The sequence below is a fragment of the Bradyrhizobium iriomotense genome, from assembly GCF_030160715.1.
Lineage (GTDB): Bacteria > Pseudomonadota > Alphaproteobacteria > Rhizobiales > Xanthobacteraceae > Bradyrhizobium > Bradyrhizobium iriomotense.
Genome location: NZ_BSOW01000003.1, coordinates 185495 through 204433, shown reverse-complemented (window position 1 = coordinate 204433; position 18939 = coordinate 185495). Strand labels below are relative to the sequence as shown.

Here is an 18939-nt window from a genome sequence, read left to right as displayed (position 1 = left end):
CAGCCGCGCGGGCCGGATCGGTTCCGCGGGCGCAACAGGGGATTTTCATGAGTTTTTCCAGCGTATTCGCGCGCATCGTCGCGCTGATCGGCGGAGGTGCGCTCGTCTGGCGGCGGATGTCGGAGACCCAGCCAAAACCGGCCTGGGGCGGCGCACCGCAGATTCCGGAAGCCAAGCCGCAAGGCGCGATCCCGACGCTGAAGATGCCGACCGCACGGGGCTGGCGCGGTGACGAGAAGCCAGTCGCCGCGCCCGGACTGAAGGTCAACGCGTTCGCGACCGGGCTCGACCATCCGCGCTGGATCAATGTAATGCCCAATGGCGACGTGCTGATCGCCGAGGCAACGCAGATTGCGGGCCCGCCGAGGAGCGTGTTTCATTATGCGATGCAGGCGACGATGCGGCGCGCCGCGGCGCTCGGCATCAGCGCCAACCGCATCACGCGGCTGCGCGATGCGGACGGCGACGGTGTCGCCGAGCAGCGCGGGACGTTCATGGAAGGACTGAGCCAGCCGTTCGGCATGGCGCTGATCGACAACACCTTCTATGTCGGCAACACCGACGGCGTGGTCGCGTTTCCCTATGTCGCGGGCGCGGAGAGCATCAAGGCTTCGGGACGCGAGCTCGTCACCTTCAAGCCGAGCGGACACTGGACGCGCAGCCTGCTGTCGAGCGCTGACGGCAAAAAGCTCTATGCCGGCGTCGGCTCGCTCAGCAACATCGCCGAGATGGGCATGGAGGTCGAGGAAGGCCGCGCCGCGGTCTACGAGCTCGATCTCGTGAACGGCACCAGCCGCATCTTTGCCAGCGGCCTGCGCAACCCCGTCGGCCTTGCCTTCGAGCCGACGACATCCATGCTCTGGACCGTCGTCAACGAACGTGACGGGCTCGGTGACGAGACCCCGCCCGACTATCTGACCTCGGTGCGCGATGGCGGCTTCTACGGCTGGCCCTATTGCTACTGGGGCCAGACGGTCGACGACCGCGTGCCGCAGGATGAGGCGATGGTCGCAAAGGCGATCACGCCGGACTATGCGCTCGGCGGACACACGGCCTCGCTCGGCCTTTGCTGGATGCCGGCCGGCACCCTGCCCGGCTTCCCTGACGGCATGGTGATCGGCCAGCACGGCTCCTGGAACCGCTCGACCTTGAGCGGTTACAAGGTCGTGTTCGTACCGTTCGAGAACGGCAAACCCTCCGGTCCTGCGCGGGACATCTTGTCGGGCATGCTGTCGCCTGACGAGAAGGAGTCCTACGGCCGGCCTGTGGGTGTCGCGCTCGGACCTGACGGCTCGCTGCTGGTGGCCGACGACGTCGGCAACGTCATCTGGCGCGTGACGGGCGCGTAAGCAACGTCTCTATCCCCTCATCCTGAGGAGCCCGCTGCAAGCGGGCGTCTCGAAGGATGAATGGGTCTCTCGGCGATGCGAAGCATCGTCCGGGAGACGCGCGTTCCGCGCTCCTCACCATGAGGGGCAGGCGGTCCGCCCTAAGTCCCGACGCTGAGGGTGGCGCGCTGCTTGCGCAACAGGGCGATCACGGACAAGGCCGTGATCATGCCGGTCTTCGGGTTCTCCGAGGGGACGTTCTCGATTCCCATCGAGAAGCGTGCGGAATCCGCCTCGACCTCGATGCGGTGCACGTTGCGCGTCACGGTCGGATCGGCCCAGATCTCGACCATGGTGCGATCGGGTCCGATGCCCGCCAGCGACAGCGCGACCGCGACGTTGAGATTGGCCGGAAAGCCCTTGGCCGCCTCGCGCGCGGTGCCCGCGAACAGCCTGAGCGGCTCGCGCAGATTGTCGATGTCGATGCCGTTCTGCACGATGAACGGCGCACCCTTCAGGCCGTCGATCGGCTTGCGCGTGACCATCCTGACCGAATGAATTGTACCGACGGCGGCGGCATTGACCGCGTCGAGCCCGATCAGCGCGCCCGTCGGCACTATGATGCGGCCGCCATGGGCCTTGGCGAGATCGATGAGGTCGGAATTGTCGAGCAGCGCGCCGACACTGACGACCACCGCTGCCTTCCCTCGCCGCACCACCGGCTCGACGATGGTGCGCAACAAATGGCTCGGTGCGCACTCGACGACGATGTCAGCCACTTCTGCGAGCTGCTCGATCGGCAAGATGACCGGCGGCTGGCGCAGGCTGCTCAGGAACGCGCGACGCTTGTCGGGCTCGCGGGCCGCAATCGCCGACAGGAGGAGGCCGTCGATGCCGCGATCGAGCTCGGCGGCGATCTTCGTGCCGATCGAGCCTAATCCCGCGATCGCAACCCGCAAATCCCTTCGATGATCGGCCATGCGCAGCACCTCTTCGCCTTGAGCCTTTCATAGCTCAGGCGTTGGGTGCGCGCAAAGCCGCCTCACCTGCGGCGTGCGTTACTGTTCGAAGGTACGAACACCATGAATGCCGGCATCGGTGCGGATCATCCGCCCCTTCTTGCCGTCGGAGCTGACGAAAATGTCCCAATGCGCGGTGCCGCCGGGCTGGCCGTCCATGATCATCGCGCCAGTGCAATCGGCGTTGATCGTATACGTACCCTGGAGGGTTTCTCGCGCCGGGCTCGTCTGACGAATCGAGGTCTGCTTGCCGGAGAACCTGCCGCTGCCGTCGAAGCTGAAGACGCCGTAGTGCACATTGGTGCCTCGTCCGTCGAAGACATAGGCGCCCTGCAGCCTTTCCACCGAGCATGCCGCACCCGCTGCGTGGGTTGGAGAGACCGAAGCGCCCGCCAGAATCAGGCCGCCGATTGCAGCGCCTGCCAACATCCGATTGAACTGCATATTTCCCCGCCGTTCTCATTTCCGAGGAGGCGAGTACACGTTCAAATTGAGGCGCAAAAAGGGAGGCCCACCTGGGCTCTCCCTTCCGCGGGCCCATTCGCAAAGGACGCAGGTCGACCGACGCGCGCTGCTACCTCGCCCGGTCAGCCTTTCAGCTGCGACCCGACAGCGCGCGCATGCGGGCGTAGGCCGGACGTGCCAGACATTCGCCGAGCCAGCGGGCGATATGCGGACAGGCCGACAGATCGAGCCGGGCGATCCTGCCCCATGCGAGGATGGAGGCAACGTTGAGATCGGCGACCGTGAAGCCGTCGCCGGCCAAATAAGTGCGTGCCGCCAGCGCGTCGTTCAGAATCCGAAGCGGCCTCGCGAGCAGGAGTTCGGCGCGCTCGGCGTGTGAGGGATCGCGCGCAAATTCCGCCAGCAGCGCGCGGTGCATCAACAGATCGAGCAACAGGCCATCCATCTCCAGCATCGCCCAGATACTCCACTGCGAGGCGAGCCCCGCAATCTCCGGTCCGCAATGCATCGGCCCGTCGAATTTCTGCGCGAGATAGAGATTGATCGCCATCGACTCCCAAAGCACGAGATCGCCATCGACGAGCGTCGGGATCCGTGCATTCGGATTGAGGCGGAGATAGTCCGGCGTTTGCAGGTCATCGGCTCGCGTGCTCCTCTCGATCAGCTCATATGGCTGACCGATCTCCTCGAGCATCCAAAGACAACGCGTGGCGCGCGATCTGGTATTTCCATAGAGTTGCAGCACCGTGGCCTCCCGATTGGACGGAACGCAGATATCAGCGGGCACGATCAACCATATCCGAAAGGACGCCAAAGGCGTATGCTTCTCCAGGGCCCTGCCCGACCGGGCTCCAGCGGGAGGATCACATGCCCGAGAGCGCGATGTATCACGACGGAAATCGGCAGTTGCAGGACCGGTTCGACAGCCGGCGGATTTCGGACCGGCTGGAGGAGAAGCTCACGCGCCGGGAGTTTTCTGACGACGACAAGCTTTTCATCGAGAGCATGCCTTATTTCTTCCTGGCGACGGCAGATGCGAAAGGGCAGCCCGATTGCTCGTTCAAGGGCGGTCCGCACGGCTTCGTGCGCGTGACCGGGCCGTCAGAGATTGCCTTTCCGGACTATGACGGCAACGGCATGTTCAAGAGCCTCGGCAACATCATCGTCAATGCCGATGTCGGCCTGCTCTTCATCGCCATGCACGGCAAGCCGCAGCGCCTGCGTGTCAACGGCACGGCGAAAGTCAGCGCCTCCGATCCGCTGCTGGCCGAAACCGTCGGCGCGCAGCTGATCGTTCGGGTCACCGCGCGCGCGATCTTCCCGAACTGTCCGCGCTACATTCCGAAGATGCAACTCGCCGAGCCCTCGATCTACACGCCGCAGGCCGGATGCGACGCGCCCGAGCCGAAGTGGAAGGACTTTGCCGACTTCAAGGATGTCGTGCATCCGCGCCAGCCGACGTTCAAGGGCTGACGACGCGACGACGGCCGGGTCGAGCCCGGCCGTCACACGACATGAAACCTTATGCGCTAAGCATGATCTGGAAAAGTGCGAAGCGGTTTTCCGAAAAGATCATGCTCAAACAACATCCTAAAGCGCGATGACGATTCTTCCCAATCTCATCGCGCTTTAGGACAAAGCGCTGCGCGCCTATTCCCAGGACCAGGCCGAGAAGTCGTTCTCGAACTGCGGGACTTCCTTCCAGACACCCTTCAGCTTCTTACTAATGACAGTGGGCCATTGCGGCTGGAACAGGAAGCCGGCGACCGCGTCGGTTGCCAGCATGCGCTGGGCGTCGCCGAGCAGCTTTGCGCGGCCGGCTTCGTCCGACGTAGACACGATCTGCTTGTAGAGCCCATTGAACGCTTCGTTGTTGTAGCCGAGATAGTAGTCCGGCTCGGTGATCTTGACGAGGTCGAACGGCTCGACATGGCTGACGATGGTGAGGTCGAAATTATGCGGGCTGTTCGGCGCGAACACTTGCGACAGCCACTGTGCCCATTCGACGTTCTCGATCTTGGCGTTGATGCCCACCTTGGCGAGCTGAGCCGCGAGGATCTCGCCGCCCTGCCGCGCGTAAGGCGGCGGCGGCAGCTTGAGCGAGAGTTCAAGCGGCGTGGTGACGCCAGCTTCGGCGAGCAGCTTCTTGGCCTTCTCTGGGTCGTAAGGGTTGATGCCGGTGGTGTCGACATAGCCGAGCGAACCCGGCGTATAGAAGCTGCCGATCGGCGTGCCAAAACCTTCGACCGCGCCGTCGATCATCGCCTTGCGATCGATCGCGGCGAGGATGGCGCGACGAACTCGCACGTCATCGAGCGGCTTCTTCTTCTCGTTGATGGCGACGATGGTCTTGGCCTTGGAGCCGCCAATCAGCACCGTGAAGCGCGGGTCGCTTTTGAATTGAGCAACGACGCGGGTCGCGATGCGCGGAAATGCATCCACGTCGCCCGAGAGCAGCGCCGCGGCCTGCGCCGCGGGATCGCCGATGAAGCGGATCGACACCTTGGACAGCTTGATCGCGGACGCATTGCGATAGTCGGCCCATTTGTTGAGCGTGATCGAGGAGCCCTTGACCCAGGCGCCGAGCTGGTACGGTCCGGTGCCGACCGGCTGGGTCACGTTAGTGGCTGCGCTCTTCGGCTCGACGATCGAGCCGCTCGCCTGCCCCAGCAGGAACGGCAGGTTCGGCTCGGAATATTTCACCGCGACCACGATCGTGTCGGCGTCCGGCGCTGTCACGGATTCGAAGCTCTGGAACAGGCTCTTGTCCTTGTTGGTGCTGTTCGCGGCCGCGTTGCGCTCGAACGAGAACTTCACCGCGGCGGAATCGAACGGCTCGCCATTGTGGAATTTGACGCCCTTGCGGAGCTTGAACGTATAGGTCTTGAGGTCCGGCGAGGCCGTCCAGCTCTCGGCCAGCAAGGGCAACACCGAGCCGTCCTCGTTGATCTTGGTTAGCGTCTCGTAGACGTTATAAAGCGTGACTTCGGCGATCGCCGCTGCGGCCGCGTTGGTGGGATCGAGGCCCGGCGGCTCCAGCGTCATGCCCATGACGACGCTGTCCTTCTTGCCCTGCGCCAGCGCCGGCAGCGACGCCGCAGCGAAGGCGGCGGTCAGTGCGACAATGGTGATTTTCTTGAGCATGTCTTTTTTCTCCCCTGCCATCCATCCGACCAATTTACGCCAATCCGCTGGCCCGCGCTAACCCGCCTCGCCGGCCACGGCTGGCAGCGCCATGACCTCCTCGGCCTTGTGGCAGGCCGCAAGATGCGTCTCTCCGATCCTGCGTAGCGCAGGGGCGGCTTCGCGGCAATGCTGGTCGGCGAGCGGACAGCGTGAAATATAGGGGCATCCGGTCGCAGCTGATGACTGCGAGGCGATCGCCTGCGCGCCGCGGCGGCGGCGCACCCGCCCGGCGCGAGCGCGCGGCACGGCTGCCAGCAGCGCGCGCGTATAGGGATGAGCGGGATGGTCGAACAGGTCCTCCGGCCGGCCCTGCTCGACGATCCGGCCGAGATACATCACCGCGACCTCGTCGCAGAGATAGTCCACGACCGCGAGATCATGGCTGATCAGGATGTAGCTCAGGCCGAACTGCTCCTGGAGGTCCTGCATCAGGTTGAGGACCTGCGCCTGTACGGAGACGTCGAGCGCGGAGACCGGCTCGTCGGCGACGATCAGCTTCGGCTGGGTGATCAGCGCACGGGCGATCGCGATGCGCTGGCGCTGGCCGCCGGAGAATTCGTGCGGATATTTGTCCATATCCGCATCGCGCAGGCCTACCTGCCGCAGCACCGCGGAGACCCGCGCGCGCAGCGTCGCGCGATCGGTACGCTCGAGAGCCGTGAGCGGCTCGGCGACGATGCGCACGATCGTCTGGCGCGGATCGAGCGATCCGTACGGGTCCTGGAACACCATCTGAAAATCGCGCCGCGCGCGGCGCAGCTCATCCGCGGGCAATTGATTGAGGTCGCGGCCGAGCAGCTCGACCCGCCCCGATGTCGGCCGCTCCAGGGCCATCACCACGCGGGCAAAGGTCGACTTCCCCGAGCCGGATTCGCCGACCACGCCGAGACTCTTCCCCGCCTCGATCCGCACGCTCACGCCGTTGAGCGCCAGCACCTGGCCCGGCGGCCGAAACAGGCTTTCGCGCGGCAGCGTGTAGCGCTGCACGAGGTCGTTCACGTCGAGAAGCGGTTGTGAGGCGGCGGTCATGCGGACACCGCCCCGACGCGATCGGCCATTGAGACGTCCGTCCTGATGCAGCGGACGCCATGGCCATGTCCGACCTCCACCACCGGCGGCAGCGCGGCACGACAACCATCGACCACGAGCGGACAACGATCGGCAAACGTGCAGCCGGACGGCAGATCGGCGAGTTCGGGCACCGTGCCGGTGATGGTCTTCAGCCGCGTCCCCTTCCGCGCGCCGAACCGCGGCCGGGCGCGGAACAATCCTTGCGTATAGGGATGGCCCATGCGGCGGAACACCTCGTCGGTCGGTCCGCTCTCCACCACGGTACCGCCATACATCACCATCATGCGCTCGACGTTCTCAGCGATGACGCCGAGATCGTGCGAGATCAAAATCATCGACATGCCGCGCTCCTCGACGAGATCGGCGATGAGGTCGAGGATCTGGCCCTGGATGGTGACGTCGAGCGCTGTGGTCGGCTCGTCCGCGATCAAAAGGTCCGGCTCGCAGGCGAGCGCCATGGCGATGGTGACGCGCTGGCGCTGGCCGCCGGAGAACTGGTGCGGGTAGGCATCGACGCGCTTTGCCGCGTCCGGCAGGCCGACGCGGTCGAGCAAGGCGATCGCCTCGGTGCGTGCCTGGCCTGCGGAGTAGTTCTTGTGGCGCCGCAGCGGCTCGGCGACCTGCTGCCCGATCGTGTGCATCGGATTGAGCGCGGTCATCGGCTCCTGGAAGATCATGCTGATGCGGTTGCCCCGCAGCTTGCAATAATCCGCATCGGAAAGCTTGATGAGCTGGCGACCGTCGAGGCGAACGCTGCCGCCGAGGACGGCGTTATCAGGCAACAGCCCCATCAGTGCAAGCGCAGTGACCGACTTGCCACATCCGGATTCGCCGACCAGACCCAGCGTCTCGCCGCGCTTGAGGGAAAAGCTGATGCCGCGAACGGCCTGCGCCGGGCCACGGCTGGTGTTGAGACGGACGCCGAGATTGTCGACGTCGATCAGCGGCGCATTTGCGGGATTGCCCATCGTCACCGCTCCCGCGCCAGACGAGGATCGAGCAGATCGCGCAACCCGTCGCCAAGGAGATTGAGGCCGAGGACGGCGACCGCGATCGCCGCGCCCGGATAGACCGCAAGCATCGGCGACTGGAACAGCAACGTCTGCGCGTCGTTCAGCATGCGGCCCCAGGACGGCTGCGGCGGCTGCGTGCCGAGCCCGAGATAGGACAGCGCGGCTTCGGCCAGGATCGCGAGCGCGAACTGGATCGTCGCCTGCACGATCAGGATCGACAGGATGTTCGGCAGCACGTGCTCGATGGTGATGCGAAAGCCGCCCTTCCCCGACGCGCGCGCCGCCAGCACGAACTCGCGCGCCCAGATCGCGTTGGCCGAGCCGCGGGTGACGCGAACGAAGATCGGGATCTGGAAGATGCCGATCGCGGTGATCGAGGTCAGCATGCCGGGACCGACGACCGCAGCGAGCATGATCGCCGACAGCACGGCGGGAAAAGCGAAAGTGAAGTCGCTCATGCGCATGATGAGCTCTTCCGTCCAGCCTTTTCGCGCAGCCGCGAGCAAGCCGAAGCAGACTCCGGAGGTGAGACCGATGCCGACCGCAATGATGCCGACCAGGATGGTCGAGCGCGCACCGACCAGCAGCAGCGAGACGATGTCGCGGCCGAAGGAGTCGGTGCCGAGCCAGTGCGAGAACGACGGCGGCTTGAGCTTCGAGGCGATATCGATCTCGTAAGCCGGCCATGGCGTCCAGACCAGCGAGAGCAGCGCCGAGCCGATCACCAGGCAAACCAGTGCGGCACCCAGCACGAAACTGCGATGACGCAGGGCGCGGCGCCAGAAGCCGGTCGCGGGCCGCGACGGCACTGAAGTCGTCGGCAGGCCGACGGCGGCGGTCAGCGGATCGCTCACAGGTCGTGCACCTTGATGCGGGGATCGATGAAGGCATAGAGCACATCGACCACGAAATTGACGATGACGACCATGGCCGCCAGCAGCATCACGCAGTTGCGCACCACGATCAGATCGCGATTGGCGATCGACTGGAAGATCAGCCGGCCGAGGCCGGGCAGATAAAAGACGTTCTCGATCACGATGGTGCCGGCGAGCAGATTGGCGAATTGCAGGCCCATCACGGTCATTACGGGGATCATTGCGTTGCGCAGCACGTGGCTCCAGAGCACCTCGCGCTTGCCGAGCCCCTTGGCGCGCGCAGTGCGGACGAAATCCTCGCGCAGGACTTCCAGCACCGCCGAGCGCGTGACGCGTGCGAGGATCGCGGCCTGCACCACGGCGAGCGAGATCGCCGGCAGCAGCAGCGATTTGACGCCGGGCCAGATGCCGTCGTCCCAGCCGGCAAAGCCGCCGGCCGAGAGCCATTGCAGCTTCACAGAGAACAAGAGGATCAGGAGAATGGCGAACCAGAAGTTCGGCAGCGCGATGCCGACCTGGGTCAGCGACATCACGCCGACGTCACCGAGTTTGTTGTGATTGGCGGCGGTGTAGATGCCGGCGGCGAGCGCGAGGGTCACCGTGATCAGCATGGACATGATCGCCAGCGGAATGGTCAGCACCAGCCGCTCCGCGATCAGGCCGGCGACGGGCGTGCCGTAGACATAGCTGTTGCCGAGGTCGCCCACCGCCATGCCCTTGATCCATTGCAAATAGCGCACCGTGAGCGGCTGATCGAGGCCGAGCTTGATGGTCAGGGCCCGCACCGCATCCGGCGAAGCATCGGCGCCCATCAGCATTTGCGCGGCGTTGCCGGGAAGCGCGTCCAGCACCAGGAAAATGATCAGGGACGCGCCGACCAGCGTCGCCAGCAAGGTCACAAGCCGTCGTAGGACAAATACGCTCATGCGCTCTCGGGTTCAGGGCTCACGGGGTCAGGCTTCCCTTGGCACGATCAACATGTCCCGGCGCCGGGCGCAAGCCCCTTGCTGCATGTGTCCCACTTCAGCCGGGCCGGCGGGACAAGAGATCATGCGAGGCCTCGAACAGCGCGCTCACACGCAACAGCTCGGCATCGCCGCGGAAGCGGCCGACGAGCTGAAGGCCGATCGGCAACCCGTCCCGGCCGAACCCGCAAGGCAGGCTGATCGCGGGGTGACCGGTCATGTTGAACAGCATGGTCCAGGGGAACCAATGCGGCCGGACGCTGTCAAAGCTCCTGCCGTCGATCTCGATGCTGCCGAACAGGTCCTGGTCGATCGGTAGCGCGGTCCGGGTCAGGGTCGGCATGGCCAGCAGATGGCCGCGCGCGAGCAGCGATTGCACGCGGCGGAATAACGAAGTGCGCGCAAACATCGCCTCCTGGTAGTCGACGCCGCTCACCTTCGTGGCGAGCGCGAGCTGCTTGAGGAACGCTTCGCTCAGTTCGTCCTTGTGGTCGGCCGCGAGCTTGGAGAAACGCGTCCGCCAGACCGTGTGGTTGATCGCGCGCCAGATCGGCTCGATGTCGAACCCCTCGCCGGAAAACTCTTCGAGCTCCGCGCCGAGACCCGCCAGCCGGTCGAGGCTTGCCTTGAAGGCACCGGCGACATCGGCCGAGACGGGACGTCCGGGCGGCGAAAGGCAGTACATGACCTTCTGTCCGCGCAGATCGCCGCGCGGCGCGGCCGTGCCGATGAAATCGGGCGCGGCAAGACCGATCGACCAGGGATCGCAGGCATCCTCCCCGGCCATGGCCTGCATCATCAAGGCGGTGTCGGCGACGGTGCGCGTGGTCGGCGTGACATAGGTCTGGTTGCCGAAGGCATCCTGCACCTGGCTGTGCGGGATCACGCCGTTGCTCTGCTTCAAGCCGACGACGCCGTTGCAGGCGGCAGGAATCCGGGTCGAGCCGCCGCCATCGGTTGCGATCGCCAGCGGCGCGATGCCGCTCGCAACCGCCACCGCAGCGCCGCCGCTGGAGCCGCCGGAGGAGCGCTCGGCGCTCCAGGCGTTGCGGGTGCGGCCGAACAGCGGCGAGTCGGTCAAGCATTTGCTGCCGAACTCCGGCGTCGTGGTCTTGCCGATCAGGATCGCGCCATGGGTGCGCAGCCGCGCCACCGCCACGGCGTCCTCCTCCGGCACATTGTCCTTGTAGGGGACGGCGCCGAAGGTGGTCTTCACGCCCTTGGTGTTGACGATGTCCTTGATCGTGACGGGAATGCCGTGAAGCAGGCCGAGCGGCTCGCCCGCCATCACCTTGCGCTCCGCTTCGCGGGCCTGCGCGATCGCCTCGTCGCCGCACAGCGTGATGAAACAGTTCAGCTTCGGCTGCAATGCTTCGGCGCGGGCGAGCACCGCACGGGCGATCTCGACCGGCGAGGCCTGCTTGCGGACAATGAGGTCGCGGAGATCCACCGCGGACAGCAGGCAAAGGTCGCTGTTCATTGTCAAACCATGCTCCGGAAAGCCGGCCCCCGTTGGCCGATGGCATTGACAGCGAGAATGACACCCAGGTTAACTCGCCGTCCAATACGATTTTGACAGCCAACCCATACGTTTTCAGTATGCCCATGGATCTTCGCCGGCTCCGCTACTTCGTGGCGGTGGCCGAAGAGCGCAGCGTCGGCAAGGCTGCGGAGCGGTTGCGGATGGCGCAGCCACCGCTCTCGGTCCAGATTCGCAAGCTCGAGGCCGAGATTGGGACGCCCCTGTTCCATCGCGGCACGCGCGGCATGGACCTCACCGAAGCGGGGCTCGCGCTGTTGTCGCGGGCAAGCGAAGCCCTCGCGCTCGCCGACGAGGGCGTCGAGGCCGCGCGCGCCGTAGCGGCCGGGCGACGCGGTCGCCTCGCGGTCGGATACATGTTCGTCCTTGCCAACGCGGTCCTGCCGCGGCTCGTTCCGGAATTGCGCCGGTCGCTGCCGGGGGTCGATCTCGACTTCGTCGAGTTGAGCGCATCGACGCGAGAGAGCATGCTGCTCGACCGCACCGTCGCAGCCGCCCTGTGCATGCCCGCGATCCGCCATCCCGAGATTCAGGCAAGCCAGATCGGCAGCCAGCGGCTGATGCTTGCCGTTCCGGCGCGTTCGCCGCTCGCTCGACTTGCGGCCGTGCCGGTGACGAGATTGCAGGGGCGACCGCTCGTCGCGCTGCCGCGGCCCGACGAAGAGCCGACCTCCTCCGCGGTCGCGGCGCTCTTGCGACGGCATCAGGTGGTGATGCCGATCGCGAGCCGGGTCGAGACCGTGCACTCCGCGCTGAGCCTCGTGCTGGCCGGCGAAGGTGTTGCGATCCTTCCGGCGTGCGCGCAGCTTGCTGCGCCGCGCGGCATCGTGTTCAGGCCGTTCCTTGACGCGACCGACGCCATCGAGATCGCGGTCTGCTGGCGGCGCGATACGCAGAGCCCGCTGATCCGAAGCTTTCTCAAATGCGCCGAGAAAGCCGTCGCGCGAATCTGACGCGCGTGGAGCTACCCGTTCCAATGTCCCTTGCACCGAAACAAGTGCTTGTAGGTCCAGTAGAATCCCCGATTCGGCGGATTTTCCGATTCGGGTGTAGGCTTGACGCACGCATAGGCTGTGATTCGGGCTGATCGACTATTTTGATGGCTGAAAATCCTGTTCCGCAGAGGAACGTTGTTTTCATAAGTAAAGCAACTCCCGGCGATGACGAATTTGCGCTTTGGCTGGCACCGCGCCTGGAAGCTGCGGGCTACGCCGTCTACGCGGATATCATTCGGCTTGATCCTGGTACACGTTGGCGGCAGGAGCTGACAACAACATTGCAATCCAAAGCAATCAAGATGCTGTTGTGCGGGCGGGATTCGACCCTCACTCGAAACGGCGTGCAGGAAGAGATCGGAATCGCCGAGGATCTGGCGAGAGAGCTCAAGGACCCCAAATTCATCATCCCGCTCCGGCTTGAACCCTACAAGAAGATCTTCGGCATCGGCGAACTTCAGTATGTCGATTTTTCCAAGAGCTGGGCTTCTGGTCTGAATCAGCTGCTCGCTACGTTGGAGAAACAGGGCATCCCATGTGACACCTCTACCGTGCGGATCAGTCCAAATTGGGAGCAGTATCGGCAACGCGACGCCGTTCAGATCAAGAACGAGCCTGAGTCCCTCACATCCAATTGGCTGCGCGTCGTCGAGGTGCCCGATCAAATCCGGTACTTTTCACCCAAAGGCGCGATTGATCATAGTCAGTTCGCGAAAGCGTGCGCAAAGTTTGACTATCATGCACATGTTCATGAACGCGGTTTCTTCTCCTTCGCATCGCTGGATGACGTAACCAAGAAACTCGCGGATGTCGGGACGTTCGAGTTGGTCTCCGAGACGGATCTGTTGTCCTTCGTCAAAAATGGTATCCCGGATCGCTCAATTCGGGCACGCGAGGCATCCAATTGGGTTCAAACCATCTTTCGCGAGGCGTGGGAAAGCTGGGCAGTAAAGGCTGGATTGCTCCGGTTCGAGTACTCGAGCAGTAGCGCCTTCCACATTACGAAAGATCAGGCTGCGATTGGCCAACGCATTCCCTGGGGTGTCCAAGGTGAGAAACACTCCTCGATGCTGCGGAACATCGCCAAGAAGCATGTCTGGTCTTACGGCGTAACCGCAACGCCGGCATTCTGGCCCTACTATCACTACAAGCTGAAATCACGCGTTCTGTTTTCGGAAGTAAACGGCGAGGAGGCCGGGCCGGTCATCAAGGACACTGCCGCGCAACACCGCTTGCGTCGTTCTGTCTGCAAGGGCTGGCGCAACAAGCAATGGCACGGTCGACTCCGAGCCTTCCTTGAACTGCTCATCGGCGATTCTCCCTGTATCAAATTGGCGCTGGGCTCAGATGCAGCCATAAAGCTGGAGGCGGTACCTATTTTCTTTACCTCACCAGTAACGACCGATTTGCCTGATGAGGTCGACGACGCCGCGGAAGAGGCAGACGACTCGACGCTTAGCGGTCCGCCTCCTGACGACGAGGATACCGAATGAAGTTCGACGAGACCTCGCTCCCGGTCCTGCATATCCCAGAGCCGCCACTCGGGTTCTTTTACGATCAAACCAGTCCCTATCCGAAAGACGGGCTCTTCCTCTATGGTCCGCATCGCAAGCCGTCAAAGACGCCGCAGATTTCAATAGGCGTCATCGGTCGCGCTGAGGGCATAGCCCACTTCAAGACGTGGGCGGAAAAGATCAAGCATCGGATTGAAGTCCCGCCGCCGAAGCGCGGTGAAAAGAAGAACCGGCTTCATCTTTCGAATTTTCCGGGGATTGAAGAAGCTTTCAACATCTCCTTCGACCCAGCGGAAATCGTGGCCTACGAGATCGACTTCAAAGAACTCGACAAAGCCACCCGAACGTTGAACTTGCACGAAGCCGTAAGTAAAGCGATCGATGTCTATACCAGCAAGGTGCGACACCATACAAAGAACGAGGAACGAACGATTGATGTTTGGATCCTCATCTTGCCAGAGCTCGTTTTCGAGCGCTGTAAGCCAAAGGCGAAGCGCACCGGTTTGGCCCTTGTGAAGGGCGATTTCGGCAAGAAGCAAGTTGAACGCGCGGATCTGCCTTTGCTCGAAGAGGTGATCGATCAAGCCGGGGAGGAAATCTTCGACGACATTCCTGATTTCCACCGGCAGGCGAAGGCTGCATTCCTCAAGCTCAACTTCACGTCCCAACTTATCCGCGAGACGACACTCGCCCCTGAAGCGTTCCTAAACAAGGCTGGATACCAATCACGGCGTCTGCAGGACGCAGCAACGGTCGGCTGGAATCTTGCCACTGGGCTCTATTACAAAACCCAGGCGGAGCCGCCCTGGAAATTGGCGAGTGCACGGCAGGGCGTTGCCTACATCGGTCTTGTCTACAAGGTTCTGCCCAACGACCCGAGCGAGCACGCATGCTGTGCCGCACAAATGTTTCTTGCCGAAGGTGACGGCGTGGTCTTCCGTGGCGCCAATGGTCCTTGGCAGACAGGCCGCAATGAATTTCACCTACAGCCGGATGCCGCGAAGAACCTCATCAAGCAAGTTCTCGACACCTACGACGGGAAGCACGGCGGCCCCCCAAAAGAACTCTTCATTCATGGACGTACAACTTTTCAGGATGATGAGTGGAAAGCATTTGAGAGTGCCGTGCCGAAGGAAACGACACTCGTCGGCGTGCGAATTAAGACGACATATGGCGAGACTAAGCTGTTCCGCAACGGCGACTATCCAGTCCTGCGGGGCACCGCCATCATCCTGGATGCGCATAACGCATACCTTTGGACGACGGGCTACGTGCCGCAGCTTGACACCTACATCGGCCCCGAGACGCCCAATCCGATCTTCATCTCCGTCTTGCGGAGCAGTCGAGAAATGCCGCATCTGGAAGATGTTCTCGGCGACATCATGGGCCTGACCAAGATCAACTACAACGCCTGTAACTTCAACGACGGCCTTCCGGTAACCGTGCGCTTTGCGGACAAGGTCGGTGACGTACTGTCTATGGGCAGCGCTAAAGGCGCCGAGAAGCAACCATTCAAGTTCTACGTTTGATCGAGCCGGCCCCGCTCAGGGCTCTTCACCAGCGCCAGTCGATCTCGCTCAGGCGTGGCGGATCGGCGCCGGGGCGGGTGCAGGTGAAGCCCGCGCAATTGGCCGCGAAGGACAGCGCGCGGCGCAGCTCGTCGGCGCCGATATCCCCGAGCTGCTGGCGGCGTAGACGCTCCTGCTTGTGCAGGGCGAACAGCAGCGCCGCCTGAAAGCTGTCGCCGGCGCCGATCGTGTCGGCGACCGTCACCTTGGGCGCGGCGACCTCGATCTTCCCCGCCGTCTTGTGCCAGGCGACGGCGCCGTCGATGCCACGGGTAATGACGACGAGGCTCGCGCTTTGCCCAAGCAACGCATCGACCCTCTGGTCGTACGGCTCGTCACCATAGAGATAAGCGAAATCGACGTCGGACATGCGGACGATATCGGCGTTCGCAGCGAAGCCTGCCATGCGCACGATATATGACGGCTTGTCCTTGACGAGGTTGGGCCGGCAGTTCGGGTCGAACGCGATGGTCGAGGACGCCCTCGCGTCTGCGATCAGCGCCTGGGTCTCGGCCGCACCGGTGTCGTTGACCAGCGTGGTCGAGCCGACATGCATCGCTTCGATCGTGTCGAACGGAATGGATCCGCGCTGATAGGTCCAGTTCCTCGTCGCGGTATCGGCGTCGTAAAAGGCGTAGTGCGACTCGCCGGCAACGATACGCACGAAGGCGAGCGTGGTCTGGTGATCGCTGCGCGTGGCGTAGCGGAGCACGACGTCGGAGGCCTCGGCCTGCGCCGCGATCATCTGGCCGAACATGTCATTGGAGATACCGCCGACAAAGCCGGTCGGCGCGCCCAGCCGCGCCATGCCGATCGCGACGTTGAGACAGGAGCCGCCGACCGCGGGCATCACGCGGCCGTCGGCTTCGCGCGTCGGCACGAAATCTATCAGTGCATCGCCACAACTGAGCAGCATCACCCCTACCCTTGTCTCGGCAGCGTCGGCTCGAAGCCTGCCATCGCTTCGCGGCTGCCGCGGTCGACCTCGCGCAGCATCTTATAGGCCTTCCGCTTGCGGCTGTGAAACTCGGCCATGCCCGGCGCCGTCGGCTCGCTGAGGCGGCCGAGCGCCGACATCTTTGCCATGGTCTCGCCGATCGAGGCAAAGGCACCGCCGGCGACCGCGCCGAGCATCGCGGCACCGAGCAGCACCGGCTCCCTGGTTTGCGGCAGCGCGACGGTCAGGCCCGTGGTATCCGCCATGATCTGTCGCACCAGCGGGCTGCGGCTCGCCCCACCGCCCATGATCATGATGCTGGAGTGAACACCGTGTGCGGCAAAGGCTTCGATCACCTCGGCAAGACCGTAGGCAAGACCGCAGAGCCCGGCGACGAAAAGGCGCTCCATCGCGCCGATGTCGGTATCGAGATCGAGGCCCGCGATCACCGCGCGCGTATCGGGATCGGCGTAAGGCGAGCGGTTGCCGATGAACTCCGGCAGCACGTGGATATCGCGCGCCAGCTGCGCCGCTCGGCTCACATCGCCCGCGCGCGCGATGATGCGCTTCTCCAGGAAGTCGATGATATCTAGCCCGTCCTTGCGCGCGGCCGCGCTCGCCTCGGCATATCCCGCATGCGACTTCAGAAGATGATCGATTGCGGCGCCCGCAGCCGACTGCCCACCCTCGTTCAGCCAGAAATTCGGCACCATGCCGGAGTAATAGGGCCCCCACACGCCGGGAACGAAGCACGGCTCCGTGGTCGTCGCCATGATGCAGGCCGATGTCCCCATGATGTAGGCGAGACGGTCACTGACATCGGCAGTGCCGCCCGAGCCGTCGCGTCCGCCGATCGCACCGATGCCGCCGGCGTGGGCATCGATCAACGACGCGCCGACCGGCGTGCCCGCACTCAATCCCAGATCAGCCGCCGCCGCGCGGGTCAGGCCGGAGCCGAGCCGCGTGCCCGGCGCGACGATCTCGGTACCGATCCGGGCATATTTTTCGGCGACGAAGTCCGACAGCCCGATGCGCTGGAAGAACGGCGCACTCCAGCCGCCGCCATCATGCGCCAGATAGTTCCATTTGCAGGTTACCGTGCAGGTTGAACGCTGGAGCGAACCGGTCGCGCGCCAGGTCAGATAGTCCGCAAGGTCGAAGAAATGGCCGGCGGCATCAAAACTCTGGCGCAGATGCCGCTTCAGCCACAAGAGCTTCGGCATCTCCATCTCGGGCGAGATCGACCCGCCGACATAGCGCAGCACATCATCCTGCGTCTCGTTGATCAGACGCGCCTCGGTCGTGGCGCGATGATCCATCCAGACGATGACGTTGCGCTGGCTGTCGCCGGAGGTGCTGACCGTGACCGGCTCGCCGTCCTTGCCGAGCGCGACCAGCGAGCAAGTGGCATCGAAGCCGATGCCTCTCACGATATCGGGCGCTATCCCCGCCTCTGCCATGGCCGCGCGGACAGATCTCGCGCAGGCGTCCCAGATGTCCGACGACGACTGCTCGACGATGTCGCCGGCCTCATGCCAGTTCCTGATCGGATGCCGCGCGGTTGCCAGAAGATTGCCGGCCTCGTCGAAAACTCCAGCCCGCGTGCTGGTCGTCCCGACGTCGACACCGATATACGCCTGCGGCATTGTCGCTCCCGTCAATTTTGACGCAAGCCTACCAGCAAGTGTAACCGCCATCCACTAGCACGATGCTGCCCGTCATCAGGCTCGCGGCCTCAGAGGCCAGGAACAGCACGACCGAGGCGATCTCCTCCACCTGCCCCATCCGCGCCATCGGAGTTCCACCGATCCAGGCGTCATACATTTTGGGATTGCTCTTCACGAAGGCGTTCAGCGGCGTCTCGATATAGGTCGGAGCCACCGCGTTGACGCGGATGCCCCGCGCACCCCATTCCGCGGCAAGCGACTTGGTCAGGTGGTGCACCGCGGCCTTGGAGGCATTGTAGAAGGACTGCTCCTGCGGCTTGTTGACGATGAAGCCCGACATCGAGCCGACATTGACGATGGTTCCCGCTTTCGCCTTCAGCATGTGCTTGCCGAATTCGCGGCAACACCAGAAGGTGCCGTTGAGATTGACGTCGACGACGTTGAGCCAGTGCTCGTCGGTCACGGTCTCCGCCGGCGTCTCGCTGCGGGCAATGCCGGCATTGTTGACGAGGATATCGACCCTGCCGTGACGGGCGACGAGCTCGTTCGCCACGTCGGCGACGCGCCTGGTATCGGTCACGTCCATCACGACGGTTTCGGTATCGTAGCCCTTGGCCTTGAGGCCGGCCTGGGCGGCCTGGGCAACCTTGCCGTCACGGTCGGCGATGATCACCTTGGCGCCGGCTTCGGCCAGCGCCTCGGCGCAGGCGAGCCCGATGCCCTGCCCGCCGCCCGTGATGATCGCGGTCTTGCCGTTCAGCTTGAATTTTTCCAGGTACATGTTGCTTTTTCCCGT

General features: G+C 63.9%; 17 protein-coding genes. 5 read left to right on the top strand and 12 right to left on the bottom strand.

The genetic code is table 11. The annotated features are described in order from the left end of the window. Positions 1-47: 47 nt before the first annotated feature. Positions 48-1349: a PQQ-dependent sugar dehydrogenase gene (locus tag QQL28_RS05450; RefSeq protein ID WP_284261989.1), complete on the top strand. Its 1302-nt coding sequence runs from the start codon at positions 48-50 to the stop codon at positions 1347-1349. A gap of 140 nt (positions 1350-1489) precedes the next feature. On the opposite strand, the gene QQL28_RS05445 is transcribed toward QQL28_RS05450, so the two are convergent. The 3 genes from QQL28_RS05445 to QQL28_RS05435 all read right to left on the bottom strand — a co-directional run bounded on the left by QQL28_RS05445 (position 1490) and on the right by QQL28_RS05435 (position 3599). Further along, entirely contained in the window at positions 1490-2308 is an 819-nt protein-coding gene (locus QQL28_RS05445; RefSeq protein WP_284261987.1) for an aspartate dehydrogenase, read from the bottom strand. Between the two features lie 78 nt (positions 2309-2386). Continuing rightward, positions 2387-2791, bottom strand: coding sequence for a hypothetical protein (locus QQL28_RS05440; RefSeq protein ID WP_284261985.1), 405 nt, complete (start codon positions 2789-2791; stop codon positions 2387-2389). A gap of 151 nt (positions 2792-2942) precedes the next feature. Next, positions 2943-3599 (bottom strand): glutathione S-transferase family protein, encoded by a 657-nt coding sequence (locus QQL28_RS05435; RefSeq protein WP_284261981.1) that lies wholly within the window; start codon positions 3597-3599, stop codon positions 2943-2945. An 80-nt stretch (positions 3600-3679) separates the two neighbouring features. Here QQL28_RS05435 and QQL28_RS05430 point away from each other — a divergent pair, with 80 nt between their 5' ends. Further along, positions 3680-4285: a pyridoxamine 5'-phosphate oxidase family protein gene (locus tag QQL28_RS05430; protein WP_284261980.1), complete on the top strand. Its 606-nt coding sequence runs from the start codon at positions 3680-3682 to the stop codon at positions 4283-4285. Positions 4286-4462: 177 nt separating this feature from the next. On the opposite strand, the gene QQL28_RS05425 is transcribed toward QQL28_RS05430, so the two are convergent. The 6 genes from QQL28_RS05425 to QQL28_RS05400 form a co-directional block, all read right to left on the bottom strand. Beyond that, positions 4463-5956 (bottom strand): ABC transporter substrate-binding protein, encoded by a 1494-nt coding sequence (locus tag QQL28_RS05425; RefSeq protein ID WP_284261978.1) that lies wholly within the window; start codon positions 5954-5956, stop codon positions 4463-4465. Positions 5957-6013: 57 nt separating this feature from the next. Then, positions 6014-7027, bottom strand: coding sequence for an ABC transporter ATP-binding protein (locus QQL28_RS05420; RefSeq protein WP_284261976.1), 1014 nt, complete (start codon positions 7025-7027; stop codon positions 6014-6016). Beyond that, entirely contained in the window at positions 7024-8037 is a 1014-nt protein-coding gene (locus QQL28_RS05415; RefSeq protein ID WP_284261975.1) for an ABC transporter ATP-binding protein, read from the bottom strand. The genes QQL28_RS05420 and QQL28_RS05415 overlap by 4 nt, the downstream gene beginning before the upstream one ends. Positions 8038-8039: 2 nt before the next feature. Then, the gene (locus tag QQL28_RS05410) at positions 8040-8936 is read right to left on the bottom strand and encodes an ABC transporter permease (protein WP_431309578.1); all 897 of its coding nucleotides are present in this window, start codon (positions 8934-8936) and stop codon (positions 8040-8042) included. After that, a complete protein-coding gene (locus tag QQL28_RS05405) occupies positions 8933-9883 on the bottom strand; it encodes an ABC transporter permease (RefSeq protein ID WP_284261973.1) in 951 nt (316 codons plus the stop codon). The genes QQL28_RS05410 and QQL28_RS05405 overlap by 4 nt, the downstream gene beginning before the upstream one ends. A 97-nt stretch (positions 9884-9980) precedes the next feature. Continuing rightward, a complete protein-coding gene (locus QQL28_RS05400) occupies positions 9981-11402 on the bottom strand; it encodes an amidase (protein WP_284261971.1) in 1422 nt (473 codons plus the stop codon). Between the two features lie 125 nt (positions 11403-11527). Between QQL28_RS05400 and QQL28_RS05395 the strand changes: the two genes are divergently transcribed. From QQL28_RS05395 to QQL28_RS05385, 3 genes are all read left to right on the top strand, one after another. After that, positions 11528-12415 carry a LysR family transcriptional regulator gene (locus QQL28_RS05395; protein ID WP_284262495.1) on the top strand — a complete coding sequence of 296 codons (888 nt, stop codon included), beginning with the start codon at positions 11528-11530 and terminating at the stop codon, positions 12413-12415. Positions 12416-12561: 146 nt separating this feature from the next. Continuing rightward, positions 12562-13950: a toll/interleukin-1 receptor domain-containing protein gene (locus QQL28_RS05390; protein WP_284261969.1), complete on the top strand. Its 1389-nt coding sequence runs from the start codon at positions 12562-12564 to the stop codon at positions 13948-13950. Next, positions 13947-15500, top strand: coding sequence for an argonaute/piwi family protein (locus tag QQL28_RS05385; protein WP_284261967.1), 1554 nt, complete (start codon positions 13947-13949; stop codon positions 15498-15500). The genes QQL28_RS05390 and QQL28_RS05385 overlap by 4 nt, the downstream gene beginning before the upstream one ends. A 25-nt stretch (positions 15501-15525) precedes the next feature. On the opposite strand, the gene QQL28_RS05380 is transcribed toward QQL28_RS05385, so the two are convergent. Genes QQL28_RS05380 through QQL28_RS05370 form a run of 3 tightly spaced genes read right to left on the bottom strand, consistent with a single transcriptional unit; the run spans position 15526 to position 18924 of the window. Beyond that, complete coding sequence (locus tag QQL28_RS05380; RefSeq protein WP_284261965.1) at positions 15526-16455, bottom strand: carbohydrate kinase family protein; 930 nt, start codon at positions 16453-16455, stop codon at positions 15526-15528. Between the two features lie 5 nt (positions 16456-16460). After that, positions 16461-18122, bottom strand: coding sequence for an FGGY-family carbohydrate kinase (locus QQL28_RS05375; protein WP_284261963.1), 1662 nt, complete (start codon positions 18120-18122; stop codon positions 16461-16463). A 28-nt stretch (positions 18123-18150) separates the two neighbouring features. Further along, positions 18151-18924 (bottom strand): SDR family NAD(P)-dependent oxidoreductase, encoded by a 774-nt coding sequence (locus QQL28_RS05370; protein ID WP_284261961.1) that lies wholly within the window; start codon positions 18922-18924, stop codon positions 18151-18153. Positions 18925-18939 lie beyond the last annotated feature (15 nt).